Source organism: Mesorhizobium humile, assembly GCF_033977215.1.
Taxonomy (GTDB): domain Bacteria; phylum Pseudomonadota; class Alphaproteobacteria; order Rhizobiales; family Rhizobiaceae; genus Mesorhizobium; species Mesorhizobium humile.
Genome location: NZ_JAVIIV010000019.1, coordinates 96566 through 115560, shown reverse-complemented (window position 1 = coordinate 115560; position 18995 = coordinate 96566). Strand labels below are relative to the sequence as shown.

Below are 18995 nucleotides of genomic sequence, written 5' to 3'. Positions count from 1 at the left end.
GCGCCCGCCGTGATTAGGAGCGCCGGTCGCCGCACAAACTCCCGACTTTTCCGCTGTCGATTTTGTCGGATTGGCGACAACTGTAGCTCGACCGAGACAGGCTCTTCGAGCGTAACCGCTGCAAGTTTGAGAAAAATCTCGGTTGGCCTGAAATGGCATGATCCTTGTTGTTTTCCATTCGATGTGATCGCCGCGGGCAAGAAACGCGACGGGTCCGCTCGCAAAACCCAAATGGAGAAAAGGATGATACGACCGGAAGAGACTCAATCTTTGGTCAGCCTCAGATTCGCCTTAAGGGGCGCGAGGGCTTCGCCCGGAGAGTCCCCGTCTTGGGCATTCATGCAATTCAGGAATGACTTCCAACTCTAGTTGCGAAGACGCGGTCCGGGCGCTGCGGTAGTTCGCTTGAATCCCTAGAAAGCTTCATCAAGGCAATAGTGGGTACTTACGTCGATGGGCTTCGTGAAGACATTTATTGTCTCCTTCTTCCGCTTGGCGGCGGGATTGGCGTTTCTATGTGCTGCACTCACAGGCTGCCTGCTTGCCTCCACAGCCATGGGGCAGGACAACCTGCTGGATGTTGCGAGATCGCTGTTTCGCCCCATTCCCAAGCGTGCTGCAGACCTGGACGGCAATCCGGCGACCTTAGAGAAGCTCGAGTTGGGCAAGATGCTCTATTTCGAACCGCGGCTCTCGCAAGCTCACAACATCAGCTGCAACACCTGCCATCAAATCGGCCGTGCTGGCGGCGATGGCCGTTCCACCTCTATTGGCCATAACTGGCAGCGCGGCGGCCGGAATGCGCCAACTGTATTCAACGCTGTGTTCAACATCGCTCAGTTTTGGGACGGACGGGCAGCGGATCTGACGGAGCAGGCCGGCGGCCCGATCTCCAACCCGACGGAGATGGGGACCACTCCCGGGCACGCCGTCGAAGAGCTCAAGGGCATTCCTGGGTACGTTGAGGCGTTCGGCAAAGCCTTCCCTGATGAAGTCGATCCCCTCAGATATGACAACATCGCGAGAGCCATCGCTGTGTTCGAGGCGACGCTGATCACGCCTAACGCACCCTTCGACAGGTATCTCGAAGGTAACGAAAACGCACTCACCACTGAACAGAAGGAGGGGCTCAGGCTTTTCACCGACAAAGGATGCTCGTCTTGCCACAACGGCATCAACCTCGGTGGGAGCATGTACGCTCCTTTTGGGGTGGTCGAAAAGCCCGGCTGGGACTTCCTGCCGCCTGACGACAAGGGACGCGTCGAGGTGACACGGAAGGTGGATGACGACTATGTCTTCAAGATCCCTACCTTGAGGAACGTCGCACTCACCGCCCCCTATTTTCACAGCGGCCATGCATGGGATCTAGAGCAAGCCGTGGCGGTGATGGGCACGACCCAGCTTGGTACGCAGCTGAGCCCTGAGGAAGTCGACAAGATCACCGCTTTCCTACAGGCGCTCACCGGGGACCAGCCGAAGGTAACCTATCCAACCTTGCCGCCGAGCGTCGCGACGACACCTCGGCCGGCGCCGTGACCGCATAATCCTGCGAGGGCGGCTAATAGACGCCGAGAAGGGGCCAGACGCCTGCTTCAACTTTGATCGCCAATGAGCCATAGCCGCTTTTCCCGGCGCCGTCCCACGGAGGAGGGGATGTTCATCGCCTCGCGATATTTTGTGACGGTGCGGCGCGCAACATTGATACCGGTTTCCTTCAGCCGGACGGCGATCTCGTCGTCGGAAAGCACGTCACCGGGCGATTCTTGAGCAATTATCGCTTTTATCCGATGGCGGACAGCTTCGGCGGAGTGCGCGTCGCCGCCTTGGCAGGAGGCAATCGCGACGGTGAAAAAATACTTCAGTTCGAACACCCCGCGCGGGGTAAGCATATACTTGTTCGAGGTCACCCGGCTCACCGTCGATTCATGCACGTTGATCGCCTCAGCGACAGTCCTGAGATTGAGAGGCCGCAGATGGGCCACGCCATGTTGGAAAAAGGCATCCTGTTGGCGCACGATTTCAGTCGCAACCTTAAGAATCGTCTTGGCACGCTGATCCAGGCTGCGGATTAACCAATTCGCGTTCTGCAGGCATTCGTTCAGAAACGCTTGATCTTTCGGATTCTGGACGGCGTGTCGCGAGATTTCGGCGAAATAGGTTTGGTTGATCAAAACCTTGGGCAATGCGTCCGGATCAAGCTCGATCTGCCATCCACCTCCGGGCGAGGGCGTGACCCAGACGTCGGGTATGATGGATTCGGGCGCTCCGGATTGGAATCGGTTGCCAGGCTTGGGATCGAGCGCACGGATTTCATGCAACATCTCGAGAAGGTCTTCTTCATCGACGCAGCAGTGCTGCTTCAACGCCTGAAAATCGCGTCTGGCAACCATCTCAAGGTTCGAAACCAACGCGGCCATCGCCGGGTCGAACCGGTCTCGCTGACGCAACTGGATCTCGAGACATTCGCTGAGAGTACGAGCAAAAATTCCAGGTGGATCAAACTGCTGCAAGGTTGCGAGAACCCGTTCCACATCCGCCTCGCGGGCGTTCAGTTTGCCGGCCAGTTCCACAAGGTCCACCCGAAGATAGCCCGTATCTTCCAGATGGGCTGCGAGCTCGCCGGCAATCAGCCGCTCCTGTGGTGTGAATGCAGTGAGCGCGATCTGACCAGCGACGCGGTCGTGCAAGGTTTCGGTGCAGGCGGCAAACTCGTCCAGGGCAGGGCGACTATCCGCAGGGGTATTCGTCGTATTGCGCAGCGATTTCCATTCCCCCGGTCGCTCGGCCGCCGCCGCGTTCGTCGGCCTATCCGTGTCTTTTTCGCGTGCGCCGGTGGACTGGTCTGCCGAAATCGGCACGTCGCCAAGAGCCTCACCGTCGTTTGAAGCTGGCTCCAAAAGCGGATTTTTCTCAAGTTCCTGCTCCACGAATTGATGCAGTTCGGCGCGAGCCAGTTGCAACAGGCGAATCGACTCAATGAGCTGAGGCGATGCCACCATAGATTGCTTCTGGCGTTGAAGCAGCCTTGCCGAGGACAGCATGTTGAACGCGAAACTCCGATCGAGGAGGCTCTTGGCCGTGCGTTAATGGGATTGCCAGACGCTCACTTAATCATGCGGCGGCCTGCAGTGTTTCAAGAACGTTCTGCGGGGACGAGACGGCATAGGGATCGGTCTCGCAGTTGTCGGAGAATCCTTCTTCCTCGAACCATTGCTCCACCGCACCGTCGTTGATCAGGGCGGCGTAGCGCCAGGAGCGCATTCCGAAGCCGAGATTGTCCTTCGCAACCAGCATACCCATTTTGCGCGTGAACTCGCCTGAGCCGTCCGGGATAAGCTCGACCTTCTGCAGCCCCAAGGACTTGCCCCACGCATTCATGACGAAGGCATCGTTGACGGAGATGCAGTAGATTGCGTCAATTCCTTCCTTCCTGAACTCGTCATAGAGCTTTTCGAAATTGGGCAGTTGGTAGGTCGAGCAGGTCGGGGTGAAGGCGCCAGGCAGCGAGAACAGGATGACGCGCTTGCCATCGAAATAGTCGTCGGATGTCTTGTCTTGCCACCGGTATGGATTTGGCCCCTCGACGGACTCATCGCGAACACGCGTGCGGAAAGTAACGAAGGGGACCTTCTTCGTGATGGTCATCAAGTTGCTCCTTTTAGAAGAAACCTGGCATGGCTTCTCGGTTTGGGCCGACGCAACGTCGACTCGGCAGGCATGCCGGACATGAGATGAAGGCCTTCGCGGCTTCCAAATCGCTCTTCCATCCGGTGGTACGGGAAGGCCCTGGGCCCACCCTCTTCGTCATCCGAATGGCCTGGCCAATATGAGTGATTTGGGCGGGATAGAGCAACCCTTTTGCGGCAAGTGGCGCCGGAAGGGATGTGGATGACTGGCTGCTTGCCGTCGAGGAGAAAGTGGTGGTGATCGACAGTGTCAATCTCGAAATAGCCGTGTGGCGCCGCAACGTTGAGGTCGCGCAAGAGTCTCGCTTCACGAAAGTGGTTCTGCGTATTGTAGATGGTTGCCAGTGGCGCGCCGACGTCGGTTGGAGTGACCCCTCGATGCAGTGCTTCGGCATTCACATGCTGATGAGGACCGGCAAGCAGCAATTGGGCGCATGCCGCGCTGTTGGATGTCGGCCTCCGACCACACCTGCGCAGAAAAGCTAGCGAGCACTGACGCCTGGAGGGGACGACCTCCCGATGTTTGTCCGCGATAGTCACCGTCGCCTCAAGCGCTTGTACGGAGTCACCAATGATTCACTCGTCGCTTTGTTTGTGGTTCGATGGTTCTAATGAGCTGTCGCAAATGCCGTGCCATCTGACTTGCAGCAGGGATGGAAGCGACTTTTACCTTGAGTAGAGGGACCTGCTTTCGGGGTCGCCATGGAGGAAAGGCTTCCGTCTAAGACGGCGATCTCATCGGGCTAAACTTGTAACATCTCAGGCAGCTAATGCTCGGGAAACATACAAGGCGTTTCCACGTGACGACTCGACTGACCTTCTTGTGTCGGAAGGTGGACGAAAATGTCGGAAGCTCTACCAAGGGCAGGGCTGGGCCGCGAGAAGGGAGAAGTAGTGGAACGGAGACGATACTTATGCTGAACCCGAAGCGCAGCTTCGTCCGCGCGTAGCCGAATGGGAAAGGGCCGAAATAAGTTCGTTCATGTCAATGAACTCTGCGCTCTTTTCGGCACGTCGGTAAGAACTCGCGGCGGCAGCCAGAGCACTTGAAAGCGCGCCTGCGGAGCGCGTAGCAGCCGAGAAGGCCGCAATGCGGGCAGACGGGCTCGCCATTCGTCTTTGGCAGCGGAACTGGCAGAAGGTCGTGTAGGCTTCCTCCTGCTCGGGGGCGGTACCGCTCTGATGGTCCACACTGGTCATCGCCTGAGCAAGGACATCGACGCTTTCATCGATGACCCCCAGTATTTGTCGATCCTTTCGCCCCGATTGGGTGGCGAAGGCATCTGGGATCATCAGGCATATGATGAGGCGGCAAACTACCTCAAACTCATCTACCCAGAAGGCGAGATCGATTTCATCGTCGCGTCTTACATTACTAATGTGCCAACGGCGCAAAATCGTTGACTTGAGTGAGTTTAGTAAGGCAGCCTTGGAGAGAAAAGGCCCGCTGCCGGGAGGAGGTGGCAACGGGCCCGATTCGAAAACGGCACTAGAGGGGGTGTGCCGCATTCAGGTCGGCATCGCATCGAGAGAGTTGATGGCCGACACCCTCATAGTAGCTTCCGCGTCAGATATTGCAACGCACAAATGTCATCCCGCAATGCAAATAAAAGCATCGGCCTAGCGAAAAAAGCACTTCGAAGTGCTATGTCGACAGGTCGACACCTCCGCGCCCCAAGCTGATCCGCTGCCGTGGCAGCCGATCGATCCGTAACGATTTCGAGAGCCGTGATCCGCCCGTGGAGCAAAGCAAGTCCGAGCTTTATGTCCAAGGGCCGCCGGCCGGCCAATGACGCTCGAAACCGTCGCCTAAGGCTGCAGCCTGGAGCGGCGGAAAAACGAACTCGCCAATCGCGGCCGGGAGATTCGGTGGCTGCAAGAGAAGCGGTTCCCTTCCGACGAACGCCGTCCATTGCCTTGCCTTCTCGCTGTCCTCGGCAAAAGCGGTACTGAGTCCAAGCGGAGTCTCCGTTGGCAGTAGCGTGTCACGGCGTTCAAATGTCGCTCGGATTGCCTGGACCAGCGATCCCACCTTCGAACGCGAACCGCCGCGACAGCGCCAGCAGGTCGTAAAAATCCTTCGTGCGACTGTTCGCCTGGCCAAGCACGACGATTGCCTGGAGTTTTTCGGCAACCACGGTTTCCCTGGGATAGGCTCTCAGTCGAGGACCCTCGGCCGACAGAAGCGAAGGAAACTCCAGTTCCTGCGCCGTCGGCGTAACAGTGTCACCAAAGCCGATGTCGACTTGTACCGGGATCCGGGTCCTCCCGAGAAACGCTGTCGTCTGCACCCTGACGCCGCCATATTGCTGGCCTTCACGGATCGCATCGTACACCAGTCCGTCTCTTTCGGCCTCGATCCGGCAAATTGTTTCGAAAACGAATCGGATCGCCGTTACGGCTGGATTGCCGAATCCAAGAAGATCGAGGTCCTGCGTAGGGCGAAACGGATCGTTGAGCCACGCTGTGAAGAGCATCGCGCCTTCAGGATGAACTGATCTCGATGCGGGGAGATGCTCAGCCGATAAAGCAGCCTCTCGATGGCGTATCTTCTCAGGATGAGCTGATTGTCCGTCTGCTTGTCCCGCGCGATGTTGCGGAGCCGAGCAAGAATCGATGCTGGAAGATTCGCCGGCCTATCCTTCATCAGCAACTGTGCTTTCAAGATAAGGACGAACGACACTCCAGATGCGCAGCGCCTGCGCATATCGGGCAATGTCGTCGGGCCTGGCCTTTTTGGACCGCCAGCCCATGCGGAGCGCTTCCATTGCAACGTCGAGGCCGACGGCATTGCGGAAGCGGAAGCAGTCCACGATCGACTTGGCCGGATCAAAGATCCGGACAGGCACCGAATCGATGGTGTAGGTCTTGACGCCAATGGTGAGCGCCTTTTCGCCGAAGCGAGCAACCCGGATCGGCGGATAGTCGATCGTCGGCTTGCGGTCCTTGGAGCCGATTGCGATCCAGACGCTGCGCGGAAGCTGCAGCGTGATCTCATGAAACTGGAGCGCCGACACGAGGCAGATCACGCCTTTCGGAACTCGGGTTGCGATCTCGGCCAGGGAATGAGAAATGTCGACGTCGGCATCCGCGCGTTCGTAGAGCCCACGTGAGGGGCGATGGAGGATGCCCTCGTCTACCAGACGCGCAAGTGTAGCCGGATTGATGCCTCGGCGTTTCAGATCCGACAGGCGCATAATCCCGTGGTGCTCAATCAGACTGACGGCAAGGTCGCGCTGAGAGGTTTCAAGGGATCCGGTCATGTATCAAACTGTCGGCAATTACAGGTAAGTTCCGACATTCTATTACACCGGAGAGGGGAAGTCGGCAAGCAGCCCTTTCACCGCTCTGTAAACGTGGCGCGAGACATCGGCGCGTCAGCATCGTAGCGCCGTGGAAGAACATAGCGTGACTTCCCGGCGCATGTCCTGAGTGCGATCTGATATCGACGGATTGGCGCGACAGATAAACATTATGAGGCTTGGAGCGCTTCATGCGCTCTTTGGGAATGCTCCACACGGCAAATCGACTTCATCCCAGACCGCATCCTGCAATTCGCTTTTTCGAACCATGGTCAGCAGTATGAGTCGCAGGCCCAAGCGGATCGTCGCGCCATGCAGGATCACGAACGCGAAGAACTGCTTGACGATGTCGCGGACGTGGATAGCCGTTGCCGGTGCTCCTCGATCCTTCACTTTCTTGCAGAGCCCCCGGAGATCGTCCGGCGAGATCTCCTTGAGGAGCCGGTTTCTCCAGGTCGGCACAATGTCGCGGTCGAAGATCGCCCGGCGCATGGCGCGTGTACTGTCAGCCATACGCGCTTCCTGAACCAACGCTCCCCGAACTCACCGAAACTCTTGGCTTCCTTCAAGCGGCGCTTCTGTCGCTGCTTCTCCTGCGCAGGCGAGATTCCCTCCCCGACCATGCGACGCGCATCGAGACACCACTCTCTCGCGCGGGCGAGGGTTACACATATCTTCTCTTGAAATCAGTGACGTGGAGCGGGTTAGCGATAGTTAGCGATAATCCGCGAATGACCCAAAATCACTCGACTTGCGCCATCAGGGTGCGTTCAACGGAGATATCTGGGCGCACCTTGACTAAAGGTTCACTTCCGCCAGATCGACGACAGCAACCGTGGCGTTCTCGACTATTGCCAGAAGACAGGTGCGTCATCCAGGATTGAAGTTGTGGCGGCGCAAATTGGCCGGGGAGGCGTGCCACTCACGAGGAGTGGACGACAGCGTTTGTGCCTTTCGGTCCCGGCGTGAGGTATGGCTGTCATATTTACGCTCTCCGACAGGTTTCGTTGGTCTTGTCAGGTTCGCGACACGGGCTCGGTTAGCCATTCCCTTATTTTGCTCAGGTCAAATAACTGAAAAGGAAGAACAAAAAACTTTCTTCGATCGGTCAATAAAATTGGCACGAGTTTTGAACCTTGCATTACGAGGCGGCGAAAAAGCTGCCGACCGGCATTCATGTCGCGGGCAGCCGCGATGAATGGAACGAAGGAAGGAAAGCTACATGTCAGGTCTGCGTCAGATCGCCTTTTACGGCAAGGGCGGCATCGGCAAGTCCACCACCTCCCAAAATACGCTCGCCGCCCTTGTCGATCTCGGGCAGAGGATACTCATCGTCGGCTGCGATCCCAAGGCCGACTCCACCCGCCTGATCCTGAACTCGAAGGCGCAGGATACCGTGCTGCACCTTGCTGCAAAGGAAGGTTCGGTGGAAGACCTCGAACTCGAAGACGTGCTCAAGATCGGCTACAGAGGCATCAAGTGCGTGGAGTCGGGCGGCCCCGAGCCGGGTGTAGGCTGCGCCGGCCGCGGCGTCATCACCTCGATCAACTTCCTCGAGGAGAACGGCGCCTACGATGATGTCGACTATGTTTCCTACGACGTGCTCGGGGACGTGGTGTGCGGCGGTTTTGCAATGCCGATCCGCGAGAACAAGGCCCAGGAAATCTACATCGTCATGTCCGGCGAGATGATGGCGCTCTATGCCGCCAACAACATCGCCAAGGGCATTTTGAAATACGCCCATTCGGGCGGCGTGCGGCTCGGCGGCCTGATCTGCAACGAGCGCCAAACCGACCGCGAGCTCGACCTCGCCGAAGCACTGGCTTCCAAGCTCAATTCCAAGCTCATCCATTTCGTGCCACGCGACAATATCGTCCAGCACGCCGAGCTCAGGAAGATGTCGGTGATCCAGTATGCGCCGGACTCAAAGCAGGCCGGGGAATACCGTGCGCTGGCCGAGAAGATCCATGCCAATTCGCGCCAGGGCACCATCCCGACCCCAATCACCATGGAGGAGCTCGAGGACATGCTGCTCGACTTCGGCATCATGAAGACAGACGAGCAGATGCTTGCCGAACTCCAAGCCAAGGAAACGGCGAAGGCGGCCGCACTGTAACGAGCGTTGTCGACTTGAGGTGCGGCCTTGACCAAGCGCGCCTTTGTAACGGCGCCTCGCCGGTGAGGCGTCACACGAACCTTGAAAGGGGTCCCATGAGCCTGGAATACGAAAATGACGGTGCTCTCCATACGAAGCTTATCGAGGAGGTGTTGTCGCAATATCCCGACAAGACGGCGAAGCGCCGCAAAAAGCACCTCAACGTCGCAAAGAGCGGGGACGAGGCCGGCGAGGAAGGGGAGGTCCTTTCCGAATGTGACGTCAAATCGAATATCAAGTCCATTCCCGGCGTGATGACCATTCGCGGCTGCGCCTATGCCGGCTCAAAAGGCGTGGTGTGGGGTCCGGTCAAGGACATGGTCCATATCTCGCACGGCCCCGTCGGCTGCGGGCAATACTCCTGGTCGCAGCGCCGCAACTACTATGTCGGCACCACCGGCATCGACACGTTCGGGACAATGCAGTTCACCTCCGATTTCCAGGAGAAAGACATTGTTTTCGGCGGCGACAAAAAGCTGGAACAGATCATCGACGAGATTGAAGAACTTTTTCCGTTGAACAAGGGCATCACCGTGCAGTCCGAGTGCCCGATCGGCCTCATAGGCGACGACACCGAAGCGGTTTCGCGCAAGAAGGCCAAGGAGATCGAAAAGACGATCGTGCCGGTGCGCTGCGAGGGCTTCCGCGGCGTCTCGCAATCGCTCGGCCACCACATCGCCAATGATGCGATCCGCGACTGGGTGTTCGAGAAGAGGGACGTCGAGTTCGAGGGTGGCCCGTACGACGTCAACGTGGTCGGCGACTACAATATCGGCGGCGACGCCTGGGCTTCGCGAATCCTGCTCGAGGAGATCGGCCTGCGCGTGATCGGCAACTGGTCGGGCGACGCCACGCTCGCCGAGATAGAGCGCGCGCCGAAGGCCAAGCTCAATCTCATCCATTGCTACAGGTCGATGAACTACATCTGTCGACACATGGAGGAAAAGTACGGCATCGCTTGGATGGAGTACAATTTCTTCGGTCCCTCCCAGATCGAAGCCTCCCTGCGCAAGATTGCCAAGCATTTTGGGCCGAAAATCGAGGAGAAGACCGAAAAGGTGATCGCCAAGTACCGCCCCTTGGTCGAAAAGGTAATCGCCAAATACCGACCGCGCCTCGAAGGCAATACGGTGATGCTCTATGTCGGCGGCCTGCGCCCCCGCCACGTCATCACAGCCTACGAGGACCTCGGCATGGTGATCGTCGGCACAGGTTACGAGTTCGGCCACAACGACGATTATCAACGCACTGCTCACTACGTGAAGAACGGCACGCTGATCTATGACGACGTGACCGGTTATGAGTTGGAGAAGTTCATCGAGGGGGTTCGCCCTAATCTCGTAGGCTCGGGGATCAAGGAAAAATACCCCGTGCAAAAGATGGGCATACCGTTCCGTCAGATGCACTCCTGGGATTATTCGGGGCCCTATCATGGCTATGACGGCTTTGCCGTTTTCGCCCGTGATGTGGATCTTGCCATCAACAACCCGGTCTGGGGCCTATTCGAGGCGCCTTGGAAAAGACGTCCGAGCCGTGGGCGGGCGATGGCTGCCGAATAAATGCCGGACCCCTAGCTTGTCTCCCCAAGGAGACGATAAACCCCCGCGACCCCATGATCGCGGACCAGAAACGTTTGATGTTGCTGTCGCGCCGTATGGCGCGGTCAGATACAAAAAGAGGTGACCACCATGCCGCAGTCGGCCGAAAAAATTCTCGACCATGCGCCCCTCTTCCGCGAGCCGGAATACAGGCAGATGCTGGCCGAGAAGAAGCTGAATTTCGAATGTCCGCACCAGGATCAGGTCGTTACCGATCAACGCGAGTTCACCGAGACCTGGGAATACCGGGAAAGAAACTTCGCTCGCGAAGCGCTTGTCATCAACCCCGCCAAGGCCTGCCAGCCGCTCGGCGCGGTGTTCGCGGCCACGGGCTTCGAGCGAACCATGCCCTTCGTGCACGGTAGTCAGGGTTGCGTGGCCTATTACCGCTCGCACCTGTCGCGCCACTTCAAGGAGCCTGCGTCGGCGGTTTCTTCCTCGATGACCGAGGACGCGGCAGTGTTCGGCGGCCTGAAGAACATGGTCGACGGGCTCGCCAACACGTATCAACTTTATGACCCGAAGATGATCGCCGTATCGACGACTTGTATGGCCGAGGTCATTGGCGACGACCTGCACAGCTTCATCGAGAACGCCAAGGAAGAAGGCTCGGTCCCGCGCGACTTCGACGTGCCCTTCGCGCACACGCCGGCCTTCGTCGGCAGCCACATCGACGGCTATGATGGTACGGTCAAGGGCATTTTGGAGCACTTCTGGAAAGGCCAGGAGCGAACGGAAGCCCCAGGAACGATCAACATCATTCCGGGCTTCGACGGCTTTTGCGTTGGCAACAACCGGGAACTCAAACGCCTGCTCGATCTGATGGGCGTGTCCTACACGTTCATCCAAGATGCCTCTGACCAGTTCGACACACCATCGGACGGCGAATACCGCATGTATGACGGCGGCACGAAAATCCAAGACGTGAGGAACGCACTCAACGCCGAGGCGACACTCTCGCTACAGCATTACAACACCCGAAAGACGCTGGAATATTGCGAGGAGGTCGGCCAGGCCACAGCCTCGTTCCATTACCCGCTTGGCGTGCAGGCGACCGACGAATTCCTGGTGGAGGTCTCTGCGATCTCCGGCAAGGAAATCCCCGAGGCAATCCGACTGGAGCGTGGCCGACTTGTTGACGCCATGGCGGACAGCCAATCCTGGTTGCACGGCAAGAAATACGCACTCTACGGCGACCCGGACTTTGTCCACGCCATGGCCCGCTTCATCATGGAGACAGGCGGCGAGCCGACTCACTGCCTCGCCACCAACGGCACGAAGGCGTGGGAAGACCAGATGAAGGAGCTGCTTGCATCCTCGCCCTTCGGCAAGGAGGCTCAAGTCTGGGCGGGCAAGGACCTGTGGGCGATGCGATCGCTGCTCTTCACCGAGCCCGTGGACCTGTTGATCGGCAATTCCTATGGCAAGTATCTGGAGCGCGACACCGGCACGCCGCTGATCCGGCTGATGTTTCCGATCTTCGACCGGCACCACCACCATCGCTTTGCGCTCATGGGCTACCAAGGTGGGTTGCGCGTACTGACGACAATCCTCGACAAGATCTTCGACAAACTCGATCGCGAGACAAGCGAGACGGGGGTGACGGACTATTCTTATGACCTCACCCGCTAAGAGCGGTGGCCGGCTTTTAGGGCCGGTCCGTCTTCTCGATTGACTTTGGAGACCGGCGCAATGTCCTCGCTCAATGCCAAAATCCAAGATGTCTTCAACGAGCCTGCCTGCGAAAACAACCGCGGCAAGGACGCCAAGGCGCGCAAAAAGGGCTGCTCCAAGCCGCTCACCCCCGGGGCGGCAGCCGGCGGCTGTGCCTTCGACGGCGCAAAAATCGTGCTGCAGCCGATCACCGATGTCGCGCATCTGGTCCATGCACCGCTCGCCTGCGAGGGCAATTCCTGGGACAACCGGGGCGCGGCTTCGTCCGGGCCAACGCTGTGGCGCACAAGCTTCACGACCGATCTCACCGAACTCGACGTGATGATGGGGCAGGGCGAGCGGAAGCTTTTCAAAGCGATCCGCGAGATCAAGGAAGCTTACGCGCCGCCCGCGATCTTCGTGTATTCGACCTGTGTGACGGCGCTGATCGGCGACGACATCGAGGCCGTGTGCAAACGCGCGGCCGAAAAGTTCGACCTGCCGGTGGTGCCGGTCAATGCGCCGGGCTTCGTCGGGTCCAAGAATCTCGGCAACAAGCTTGCCGGCGAGGCGTTGCTCGACCATGTCATCGGCACGGCGGAGCCCGACGATGCCGGCCCTTACGACATCAATATCCTTGGCGAATTCAACCTCTCGGGCGAATTTTGGCTAGTGAAGCCGCTTTTTGATCGGCTCGGCATCCGGGTGCGCGCCTCAATTCCGGGCGACGCGCGCTACCTCGACGTTGCATCATCGCACCGCGCCCGGGCAACCATGATCGTGTGCTCGACCGCACTCATCAATCTCGCCCGCAAGATGGAGCAGCGCTGGGACATCCCGTTTTTCGAAGGCTCCTTCTACGGCATCACCGACACCTCTGAAGCGCTCCGGCAGATCTCCAGACTGCTCGTGAAGAAGGGTGCGGATCCGGAGATCCTCGGCCGCACCGAGGCATTGATTGCTGAAGAGGAGGCGATTGCCTGGAAGAAGCTCGCGGCCTACCGGCCGAGGCTCGAAGGCAAGCGCGTGCTTCTCAACACTGGCGGTGTGAAGTCCTGGTCGGTCGTCCACGCACTCATGGAGATCGGCATCGAGATCGTCGGCACCTCGGTCAAGAAATCAACGGTCGAAGACAAGGAGCGCATCAAGAAGATACTCAAGGACGAGAACCACATGTTTGAGACCATGGCACCGCGCGAGCTTTACGCAATGCTCTCAAAACACGAGGCCGACATCATGCTGTCGGGGGGGCGCACGCAGTTTATCGCACTGAAGGCCAAGGTACCCTGGCTCGATATCAACCAGGAGCGTCACCAGCCCTATGCCGGCTATGACGGCATGGTGGAACTCGTGCGCCAAATCGACCTCGCCATCCACAACCCGATCTGGCGCCAGGTGCGGGAGCCACCACCGTGGGAGTGCCAGCTCCCCGCAGGGGACGAACCTCCGAGCACGAAGGGTGAGACCGCGACCGTCCAGGGTTTCAAGAAATTCGCCGGCACGACGGCCGACGATTTCGGCGAGTGTTGAGGAAAGCCGATGGTCCGCATCCTTCCCCAGACAAAAGCCACGGCCGTCAATCCACTGAAGTCGTCGCAGCCGCTGGGTGCAGCCTTGGCCTTTCTTGGGATCGGTGGTGCGATGCCGTTGTTCCACGGTAGCCAGGGGTGCACCAGCTTCGCGCTCGTGCTTTTCGTGCGGCATTTCAAGGAAGCCATCCCCCTGCAGACTACCGCGATGGACGAAGTGGCGACGATCCTTGGCGGGGCGGATCATCTGGAAGAGGCGATCCTCAATCTCAAGACTCGCACAAAGCCAAAGTTGATCGGGGTCTGCACGACCGCGCTAACGGAAACCCGAGGCGAGGATTTTTTAGGGGATCTCGCCAATATCAGGCAGAAGCGCGCGGACGAACTCGCAGGTACGGAGGTCGTGCTGGCCAACACGCCGGATTTCGAGGGGGCGATCGAAGAGGGTTGGGCCAAGGCGGTCACGGCGATGATCGGAAGGATCACGCGGCCCGGCGAGCAGGCGCGGCAATCGAAGAAGATCGCGATCCTGCCCGGCTGGAATCTCACTGTGGCCGATATCGAGCATTTGCGTGACATGGTCGAAAGCTTTGGGCTCGAGCCGGTGATTGTGCCGGACGTCTCCGGCTCGCTCGACGGTACAGTGCCAGACCGCTGGGTCACGACCACCTATGGCGGTACCAGCGTCGAGGACATCAGCGAGCTTGGCACGGCCGTGCAATGCATTGTCATCGGTGAGCATATGCGCCGCCCGGCCGAGCTGCTGCACAGGTTGACCGGCGTGCCTTACACGATGTTCCAGTCACTGGCTGGATTGAAGGCCGCAGACCGGTTCGTCTCGCTGCTGTCAGCGATTTCGGGCGCGCCAGTGCCGGCCGGGGTGCGCCGGCGTCGGGCGCAGTTGCAGGACGCGTTGCTCGACGGACATTTCCATTTCGGAGGCAAGAAAATTGCGATCGCTGCCGAACCAGACCAACTCTACCAACTCGCGACTTTCTTCGTCGGCATGGGCTCCGAAATCGCGGCGGCGGTCACCACGACCAATATGTCGAAAATTCTGGAGAAAGTACCGGCGGACTCGGTTCAGATCGGCGATCTTGGCGATTTGGAGGCTCTTGGCGCTGGCGCTGATCTCCTCGTCACCCATTCCCACGGCCGCCAGGCGGCGCAGCAGCTTGGCATCCCGCTCATGCGCGTCGGCTTCCCAATCTTTGACCGGCTCGGCAGCCAACACAAGCTCACAGTCCTCTATCAGGGGACCCGCGACCTGATCTTCGAGGTTGCCAACATCTTCCAGGCCAATCGACATACGCCGACGCCTGAGGCACTTGATCCATTCCGCCACCGAGAAATGCCAGATGAGCTCAGTTCGTCGCCTCTCGCTCGTCTCTGACGAGGTTCACGCATCGATGCCGCTACGGCAAGCCGGCGCTTTGCGCGTGGCGATCGCTACGCAAGACATGAAGAACCTCAATGCCCATTTCGGATCGGCCAAGCGCTTTGCTGTCTACGACGTGACGCGCGAGGAGTGGCAGCTTGTGGAAGCCGTGGCCTTCGACGACGTTTCCGACGAGAGCGGGAAGCATCGCAGCGAGGGCGATGATCGCATCACTCCGAAGGTGGAGGCGCTGAAGGGCTGTCATCTCCTGTTTTGTCTGGCTATCGGCGGACCTTCGGCAGCCAAGGTTATTTCGGCGAAAATCCATCCGATCAAAGTGCCGCAGCCCCAAACCCTCCAAGAGGTGCTGTTGCGCACGCAAACGATGCTCAGGAAGGCTCCTCCACCCTGGCTGCGCAAGGTGCTGGCGGAGGCAGGCGTTGCCGAAAAGAAGCCGTGCTTCGAAGACGAGGACTTCAAATGAGGAATAGGCGAAATGTTTGACGCCGTGGTCAGCCCTGATGTCGCCGAGGACGAGGCGGCCCTTGCCACCCCGTTCGTCAAATGCCTCGTGCGGCTGATCCGTGCTCAAGATTCCTACGGAACATGGGAAGGCAAATCGGACGTCGAGCTCCTGGGCGACTTCATCATCACAAAGGAACAGCGCCGTGCGATCCCGATTATCGGCGATCCCGATCCTGACGTCCTGTGGAGGCTCGACATGTTTTACACCGCCGTCGGGCTCGCGATCGAAGAGCGTTCCGGCCTGATGGCATCGCCGATGATGGAGATGAGCCATGAGGGCTTCGGGCGCGTGCTCTTCACGGCCGGGCGGCTGGTCGTTCTGTCGAAGACCCTGCGCGACGTCCACCGGTTCGGCTTCGAGACGTTCTGGAAACTTGCGGCGGCGGGTACGAAACTGGCCGGTGACGCGATCGCGGCCATTGAAGCCTATCCCGATGTGGCGCGGGCGTGATGAACGCGATTTTCGAGCAAGGGGATCATGCCAGGCGTTGAAGACATGCCATGGCCCGCCCACCCAACCGGGGCGGTCGAGGCCGATTTGCTTCTTGGGGTAGCGCCGATGAAGCCATTGGTCCTGATCTGTTCGCAAGATGCGGAGTTCTATCTGTTCCTCAGTCACATTCTCGGGGTGGACGGCTTCACGAGTGAGCCGGCCGGCGGCGTGAAGGAAGCAATTGCAGCGGCCGATGAACGAGAGCTCCAGGCGGTGGTACTGGATTGTGGGCCAGCAAGCGCAACGGGCTCCACAATCTGCGCAACATTCAAGAGCGAGCCCCGGACGGGTGGCCTTCCCGTTATTGCTCTGATTGCCCCCGGCGCCGAGAACCAGCACCTCGATCTGTTGAAGGCAGGCATCGACGAGAGTTTTGTGCGGCCGATTGCGCCGGCCACGCTGCTTGACTGTCTGCGCACGAAGCTGGCGCTGCCGAAGCCGGGTTCAAACGGGGCCGAAAACGGCAGCTGGCTCTGCTGCGGCGGCCTCGAGATGAAGCTCGATGCCTACCGAGTTCGCGGTAATGGCCATGACATCCATCTCGGACCGCTCGAGTTCAACCTGCTGCGCCATTTGCTTGAAGCTCCCGGCAAGGTCTTTAGCCGAGACGAGCTGATCGACGCGGCCTGGCCCGACAATATCCATATCGGTGCACGCACCGTCGACGTCCATATCAGTCGGATCAGAAAGGCGCTGAAGGCGGCCTCGCCCGACAGCGTCATTCGTACCGTCAGATCGGCCGGTTACTCGCTGGAGAAGCCGGATGGCTGAATGGCAAGCCGGTTTGCCATTTCCCATCTCCCTCGCGAGGGCAAGTCTAGCGGCTTCGAAACGCCTGCAGGTACAACATACTCGAAAAGAAGCAGTCCATGGCCTTCAAAAGCGTACTCAGTGTGACGGGAGCTCATCACTCCGATAAGGACGTCACAATAGCTGCCGGCTTGTGTGCTGAGGGCGGTGCGAACCTTTCGGTACTTATTATGGCGTCTCCGCCGCTATGCGGTTCCATCCCCGAGTGGCCAAAACGACGTGCGGCGGCCATTGCCAGACTGGAAAAGCGGTATAGGCAAATCGAGAAATTTTCACACGACATGGCCATTCTGGAAAAGACGTCCAGGGATATTCAAAAACTGCTGGGAGCCCTGTGGATTTGCTATGACGTCGATACCGAATACTGCGACCAGGCCAGCGTCGGCGACGCGGTGCGACAGCGGGCGCTCTGCAGTGACCTGACCATCGTCGGCCCCGCACTTCTCAACGACATCGATCTCGGACCTCTTGTTATCAACGGCAGCTTGTTCGATACCGGAAAGCCGGTGCTCGTCGTACCGAAGGGTGCCGAGGCGACTCTGTCGCCACGGCGCGTGCTGGTCGGCTGGGATTCGCGCGTCGAGGCGTCCCGTGCGGTTCGGGAAGCGCTGGATTTGCTGTCCGGAGCCGAGGAAGTTCGGCTCACCTTGGTCGATCCGGAGGTGACCTGCACCGGAAACGGCACCGAGCCGGGAGCCGACGTCGCTGCCTATCTCACCCGGCATGGTGCTCGGGTATCGGTCGACCGTCTGCCGAGCGCCGGCAAGCCGGCGGCAACGGTGCTCGCGCAGCACGCAATCGACACGTCTGCCAACATGATTGTCATGGGCGCTTATGGAAGCCGGCGGCTGCGCGAGCGGCTCTTCGGTGGCGTGAGGAGATGGATAGAAGCAAAGCCGCCATTGCCGCTGTTTTTGGCGCGGTGACGGTTCCGAAGACGCCCATATGCTGTTCGAAGCTCTGCTTCCCTGGTCGCCTATCCTCATGCCAAGTCGGCCAAGGTCGCGGCAAACGCGCAGGTTTTCGCGGAGCGCCTCGAGACAATTTACAAGCGCCTCGGCCCGAGGCATCCCGCACGTCTCCAGTGTGCCCTTAGGATGGCTTCTGCTCGCCCGAGAAGATCCGTGAGCGTAACTTACGCCGACGTACTGGGCTTCTCAATGCAGTCAACTCAAGGGTTCGCAGGTCGGCGTCAGGTGGAAAAAGAGAATCCTTTCGATGCGGCACGCCGTTCGGACCCGTATCGGCATCCGTATGGGCGAAATCACGGATCGCCCTCACTACTGGCTTGGGGCTGAACAACGCAATCATAGTGCCGCGGCCAAGACCCTCGACTTCGAGTCTGGACAGTCGGGCCCTTGCCTGATTGGGCGGCAAGCGATGGCATCAATCATAATGTCATTGGCTGAGATGGTAGAGCGGCGAGGACCGCCGCATCTTCAGTGTATTCAGTCGGTCCGGCCGGATCCGCGTGGCGGCCGAATGGTCCTGGGCTGATCAAATCCGACAATGCTCGCATTCGCACCCGCGCGGGCGCTGTAGCGCCCGGGCGCCGGAAACACACAAGGTGACACAAAGCAGGAATCCCGCAGAGTTCACCGGCCGGCACCAGCACTCCTGGCCAGTCCGCCACGATCGTCATAGTAATGACAATGGCGGCATTGGCGATGGGGGTAGTGGCGGGCCGCAGCTGGACCGGCGTCGACGTGGAGGACGCCATTTCCCCAGCCGGGAAATTCAATCGCAAGGCGGGCGGGGGGCACAGCGACACGCGCATGGAGCGGCCCCTCGCAATCGCAAATGCCGAGTTCCGCTACCGCCTGAGGGACCGCAACGGCACACAGCTCAACCCGATGGGCGCAAAGC

General features: G+C 59.3%; 16 protein-coding genes and 1 pseudogene. 11 read left to right on the top strand and 6 right to left on the bottom strand.

Annotated features, from left to right (window positions below):
* Positions 1 to 453 precede the first annotated feature (453 nt).
* Complete coding sequence (locus RFM52_RS25025) at positions 454 to 1536, top strand: cytochrome-c peroxidase (RefSeq protein ID WP_320298589.1); 1083 nt, start codon at positions 454 to 456, stop codon at positions 1534 to 1536.
* Between the two features lie 56 nt (positions 1537 to 1592).
* Here RFM52_RS25025 and rpoN read toward each other — a convergent pair whose 3' ends face one another.
* From rpoN to RFM52_RS32880, 3 genes are all read right to left on the bottom strand, one after another.
* Complete coding sequence (gene rpoN / locus RFM52_RS25020) at positions 1593 to 3041, bottom strand: RNA polymerase factor sigma-54 (protein ID WP_320288368.1); 1449 nt, start codon at positions 3039 to 3041, stop codon at positions 1593 to 1595.
* Between the two features lie 70 nt (positions 3042 to 3111).
* Complete coding sequence (locus RFM52_RS25015; RefSeq protein ID WP_320215367.1) at positions 3112 to 3645, bottom strand: peroxiredoxin; 534 nt, start codon at positions 3643 to 3645, stop codon at positions 3112 to 3114.
* Entirely contained in the window at positions 3645 to 4085 is a 441-nt protein-coding gene (locus RFM52_RS32880) for a transcriptional repressor (RefSeq protein WP_430700525.1), read from the bottom strand. The genes RFM52_RS25015 and RFM52_RS32880 overlap by 1 nt, the downstream gene beginning before the upstream one ends.
* A 720-nt stretch (positions 4086 to 4805) precedes the next feature.
* Here RFM52_RS32880 and RFM52_RS25005 point away from each other — a divergent pair.
* Complete coding sequence (locus tag RFM52_RS25005; RefSeq protein WP_320298591.1) at positions 4806 to 5090, top strand: nucleotidyl transferase AbiEii/AbiGii toxin family protein; 285 nt, start codon at positions 4806 to 4808, stop codon at positions 5088 to 5090.
* Between the two features lie 590 nt (positions 5091 to 5680).
* On the opposite strand, the gene RFM52_RS25000 is transcribed toward RFM52_RS25005, so the two are convergent.
* The 3 genes and pseudogenes from RFM52_RS25000 to RFM52_RS24990 form a co-directional block, all read right to left on the bottom strand.
* Positions 5681 to 6163 (bottom strand): nucleotidyl transferase AbiEii/AbiGii toxin family protein, encoded by a 483-nt coding sequence (locus RFM52_RS25000; RefSeq protein ID WP_320298592.1) that lies wholly within the window; start codon positions 6161 to 6163, stop codon positions 5681 to 5683.
* 159 nt (positions 6164 to 6322) lie between these two features.
* Entirely contained in the window at positions 6323 to 6949 is a 627-nt protein-coding gene (locus tag RFM52_RS24995) for a type IV toxin-antitoxin system AbiEi family antitoxin domain-containing protein (protein ID WP_320298593.1), read from the bottom strand.
* An 89-nt stretch (positions 6950 to 7038) separates the two neighbouring features.
* Positions 7039 to 7656: pseudogene (locus tag RFM52_RS24990) on the bottom strand (tyrosine-type recombinase/integrase); the annotation flags it as partial.
* 554 nt (positions 7657 to 8210) lie between these two features.
* Between RFM52_RS24990 and nifH the strand changes: the two are divergent.
* From nifH to RFM52_RS24945, 9 genes are all read left to right on the top strand, one after another.
* A complete protein-coding gene (gene nifH / locus RFM52_RS24985; RefSeq protein ID WP_320215360.1) occupies positions 8211 to 9104 on the top strand; it encodes a nitrogenase iron protein in 894 nt (297 codons plus the stop codon).
* A gap of 95 nt (positions 9105 to 9199) precedes the next feature.
* Positions 9200 to 10702, top strand: a complete 1503-nt coding sequence (gene nifD, locus RFM52_RS24980) for a nitrogenase molybdenum-iron protein alpha chain (RefSeq protein WP_320298594.1) — start codon at positions 9200 to 9202, stop codon at positions 10700 to 10702.
* Positions 10703 to 10831: 129 nt separating this feature from the next.
* Complete coding sequence (gene nifK / locus RFM52_RS24975) at positions 10832 to 12373, top strand: nitrogenase molybdenum-iron protein subunit beta (RefSeq protein ID WP_320288373.1); 1542 nt, start codon at positions 10832 to 10834, stop codon at positions 12371 to 12373.
* Positions 12374 to 12433: 60 nt separating this feature from the next.
* Complete coding sequence (nifE, locus tag RFM52_RS24970; protein WP_320288374.1) at positions 12434 to 13924, top strand: nitrogenase iron-molybdenum cofactor biosynthesis protein NifE; 1491 nt, start codon at positions 12434 to 12436, stop codon at positions 13922 to 13924.
* 9 nt (positions 13925 to 13933) lie between these two features.
* Entirely contained in the window at positions 13934 to 15316 is a 1383-nt protein-coding gene (gene nifN, locus RFM52_RS24965; RefSeq protein WP_320298595.1) for a nitrogenase iron-molybdenum cofactor biosynthesis protein NifN, read from the top strand.
* The gene (gene nifX, locus RFM52_RS24960) at positions 15282 to 15785 is read left to right on the top strand and encodes a nitrogen fixation protein NifX (protein WP_320288376.1); all 504 of its coding nucleotides are present in this window, start codon (positions 15282 to 15284) and stop codon (positions 15783 to 15785) included. The genes nifN and nifX overlap by 35 nt, the downstream gene beginning before the upstream one ends.
* 12 nt (positions 15786 to 15797) lie before the next feature.
* On the top strand, positions 15798 to 16277 hold the full coding sequence (locus RFM52_RS24955) for a NifX-associated nitrogen fixation protein (RefSeq protein WP_320229537.1): 480 nt from the start codon (positions 15798 to 15800) through the stop codon (positions 16275 to 16277).
* 27 nt (positions 16278 to 16304) lie between these two features.
* On the top strand, positions 16305 to 17090 hold the full coding sequence (locus tag RFM52_RS24950; protein WP_320229538.1) for a winged helix-turn-helix transcriptional regulator: 786 nt from the start codon (positions 16305 to 16307) through the stop codon (positions 17088 to 17090).
* Between the two features lie 98 nt (positions 17091 to 17188).
* Positions 17189 to 18055: a universal stress protein gene (locus RFM52_RS24945; RefSeq protein WP_320288377.1), complete on the top strand. Its 867-nt coding sequence runs from the start codon at positions 17189 to 17191 to the stop codon at positions 18053 to 18055.
* Positions 18056 to 18995 lie beyond the last annotated feature (940 nt).

What these genes read in the sequence shown, in the direction of transcription:
- RFM52_RS24945 (WP_320288377.1), top strand. Translation starts at nt 17,189, where the DNA reads ATGGCCTTCAAAAGCGTACTCAGTGTGACGGGAGCTCATCACTCCGAT.
- nifK (WP_320288373.1), top strand. Translation starts at nt 10,832, where the DNA reads ATGCCGCAGTCGGCCGAAAAAATTCTCGACCATGCGCCCCTCTTCCGC.
- nifE (WP_320288374.1), top strand. Translation starts at nt 12,434, where the DNA reads ATGTCCTCGCTCAATGCCAAAATCCAAGATGTCTTCAACGAGCCTGCC.
- RFM52_RS24955 (WP_320229537.1), top strand. Translation starts at nt 15,798, where the DNA reads ATGTTTGACGCCGTGGTCAGCCCTGATGTCGCCGAGGACGAGGCGGCC.
- RFM52_RS24995 (WP_320298593.1), bottom strand. Translation starts at nt 6,949, where the DNA reads ATGACCGGATCCCTTGAAACCTCTCAGCGCGACCTTGCCGTCAGTCTG.
- RFM52_RS25015 (WP_320215367.1), bottom strand. Translation starts at nt 3,645, where the DNA reads ATGACCATCACGAAGAAGGTCCCCTTCGTTACTTTCCGCACGCGTGTT.
- nifN (WP_320298595.1), top strand. Translation starts at nt 13,934, where the DNA reads ATGGTCCGCATCCTTCCCCAGACAAAAGCCACGGCCGTCAATCCACTG.
- nifH (WP_320215360.1), top strand. Translation starts at nt 8,211, where the DNA reads ATGTCAGGTCTGCGTCAGATCGCCTTTTACGGCAAGGGCGGCATCGGC.
- RFM52_RS25025 (WP_320298589.1), top strand. Translation starts at nt 454, where the DNA reads ATGGGCTTCGTGAAGACATTTATTGTCTCCTTCTTCCGCTTGGCGGCG.
- rpoN (WP_320288368.1), bottom strand. Translation starts at nt 3,041, where the DNA reads ATGCTGTCCTCGGCAAGGCTGCTTCAACGCCAGAAGCAATCTATGGTG.
- RFM52_RS24950 (WP_320229538.1), top strand. Translation starts at nt 16,305, where the DNA reads ATGCCAGGCGTTGAAGACATGCCATGGCCCGCCCACCCAACCGGGGCG.
- nifD (WP_320298594.1), top strand. Translation starts at nt 9,200, where the DNA reads ATGAGCCTGGAATACGAAAATGACGGTGCTCTCCATACGAAGCTTATC.
- RFM52_RS25000 (WP_320298592.1), bottom strand. Translation starts at nt 6,163, where the DNA reads ATGCTCTTCACAGCGTGGCTCAACGATCCGTTTCGCCCTACGCAGGAC.
- nifX (WP_320288376.1), top strand. Translation starts at nt 15,282, where the DNA reads ATGAGCTCAGTTCGTCGCCTCTCGCTCGTCTCTGACGAGGTTCACGCA.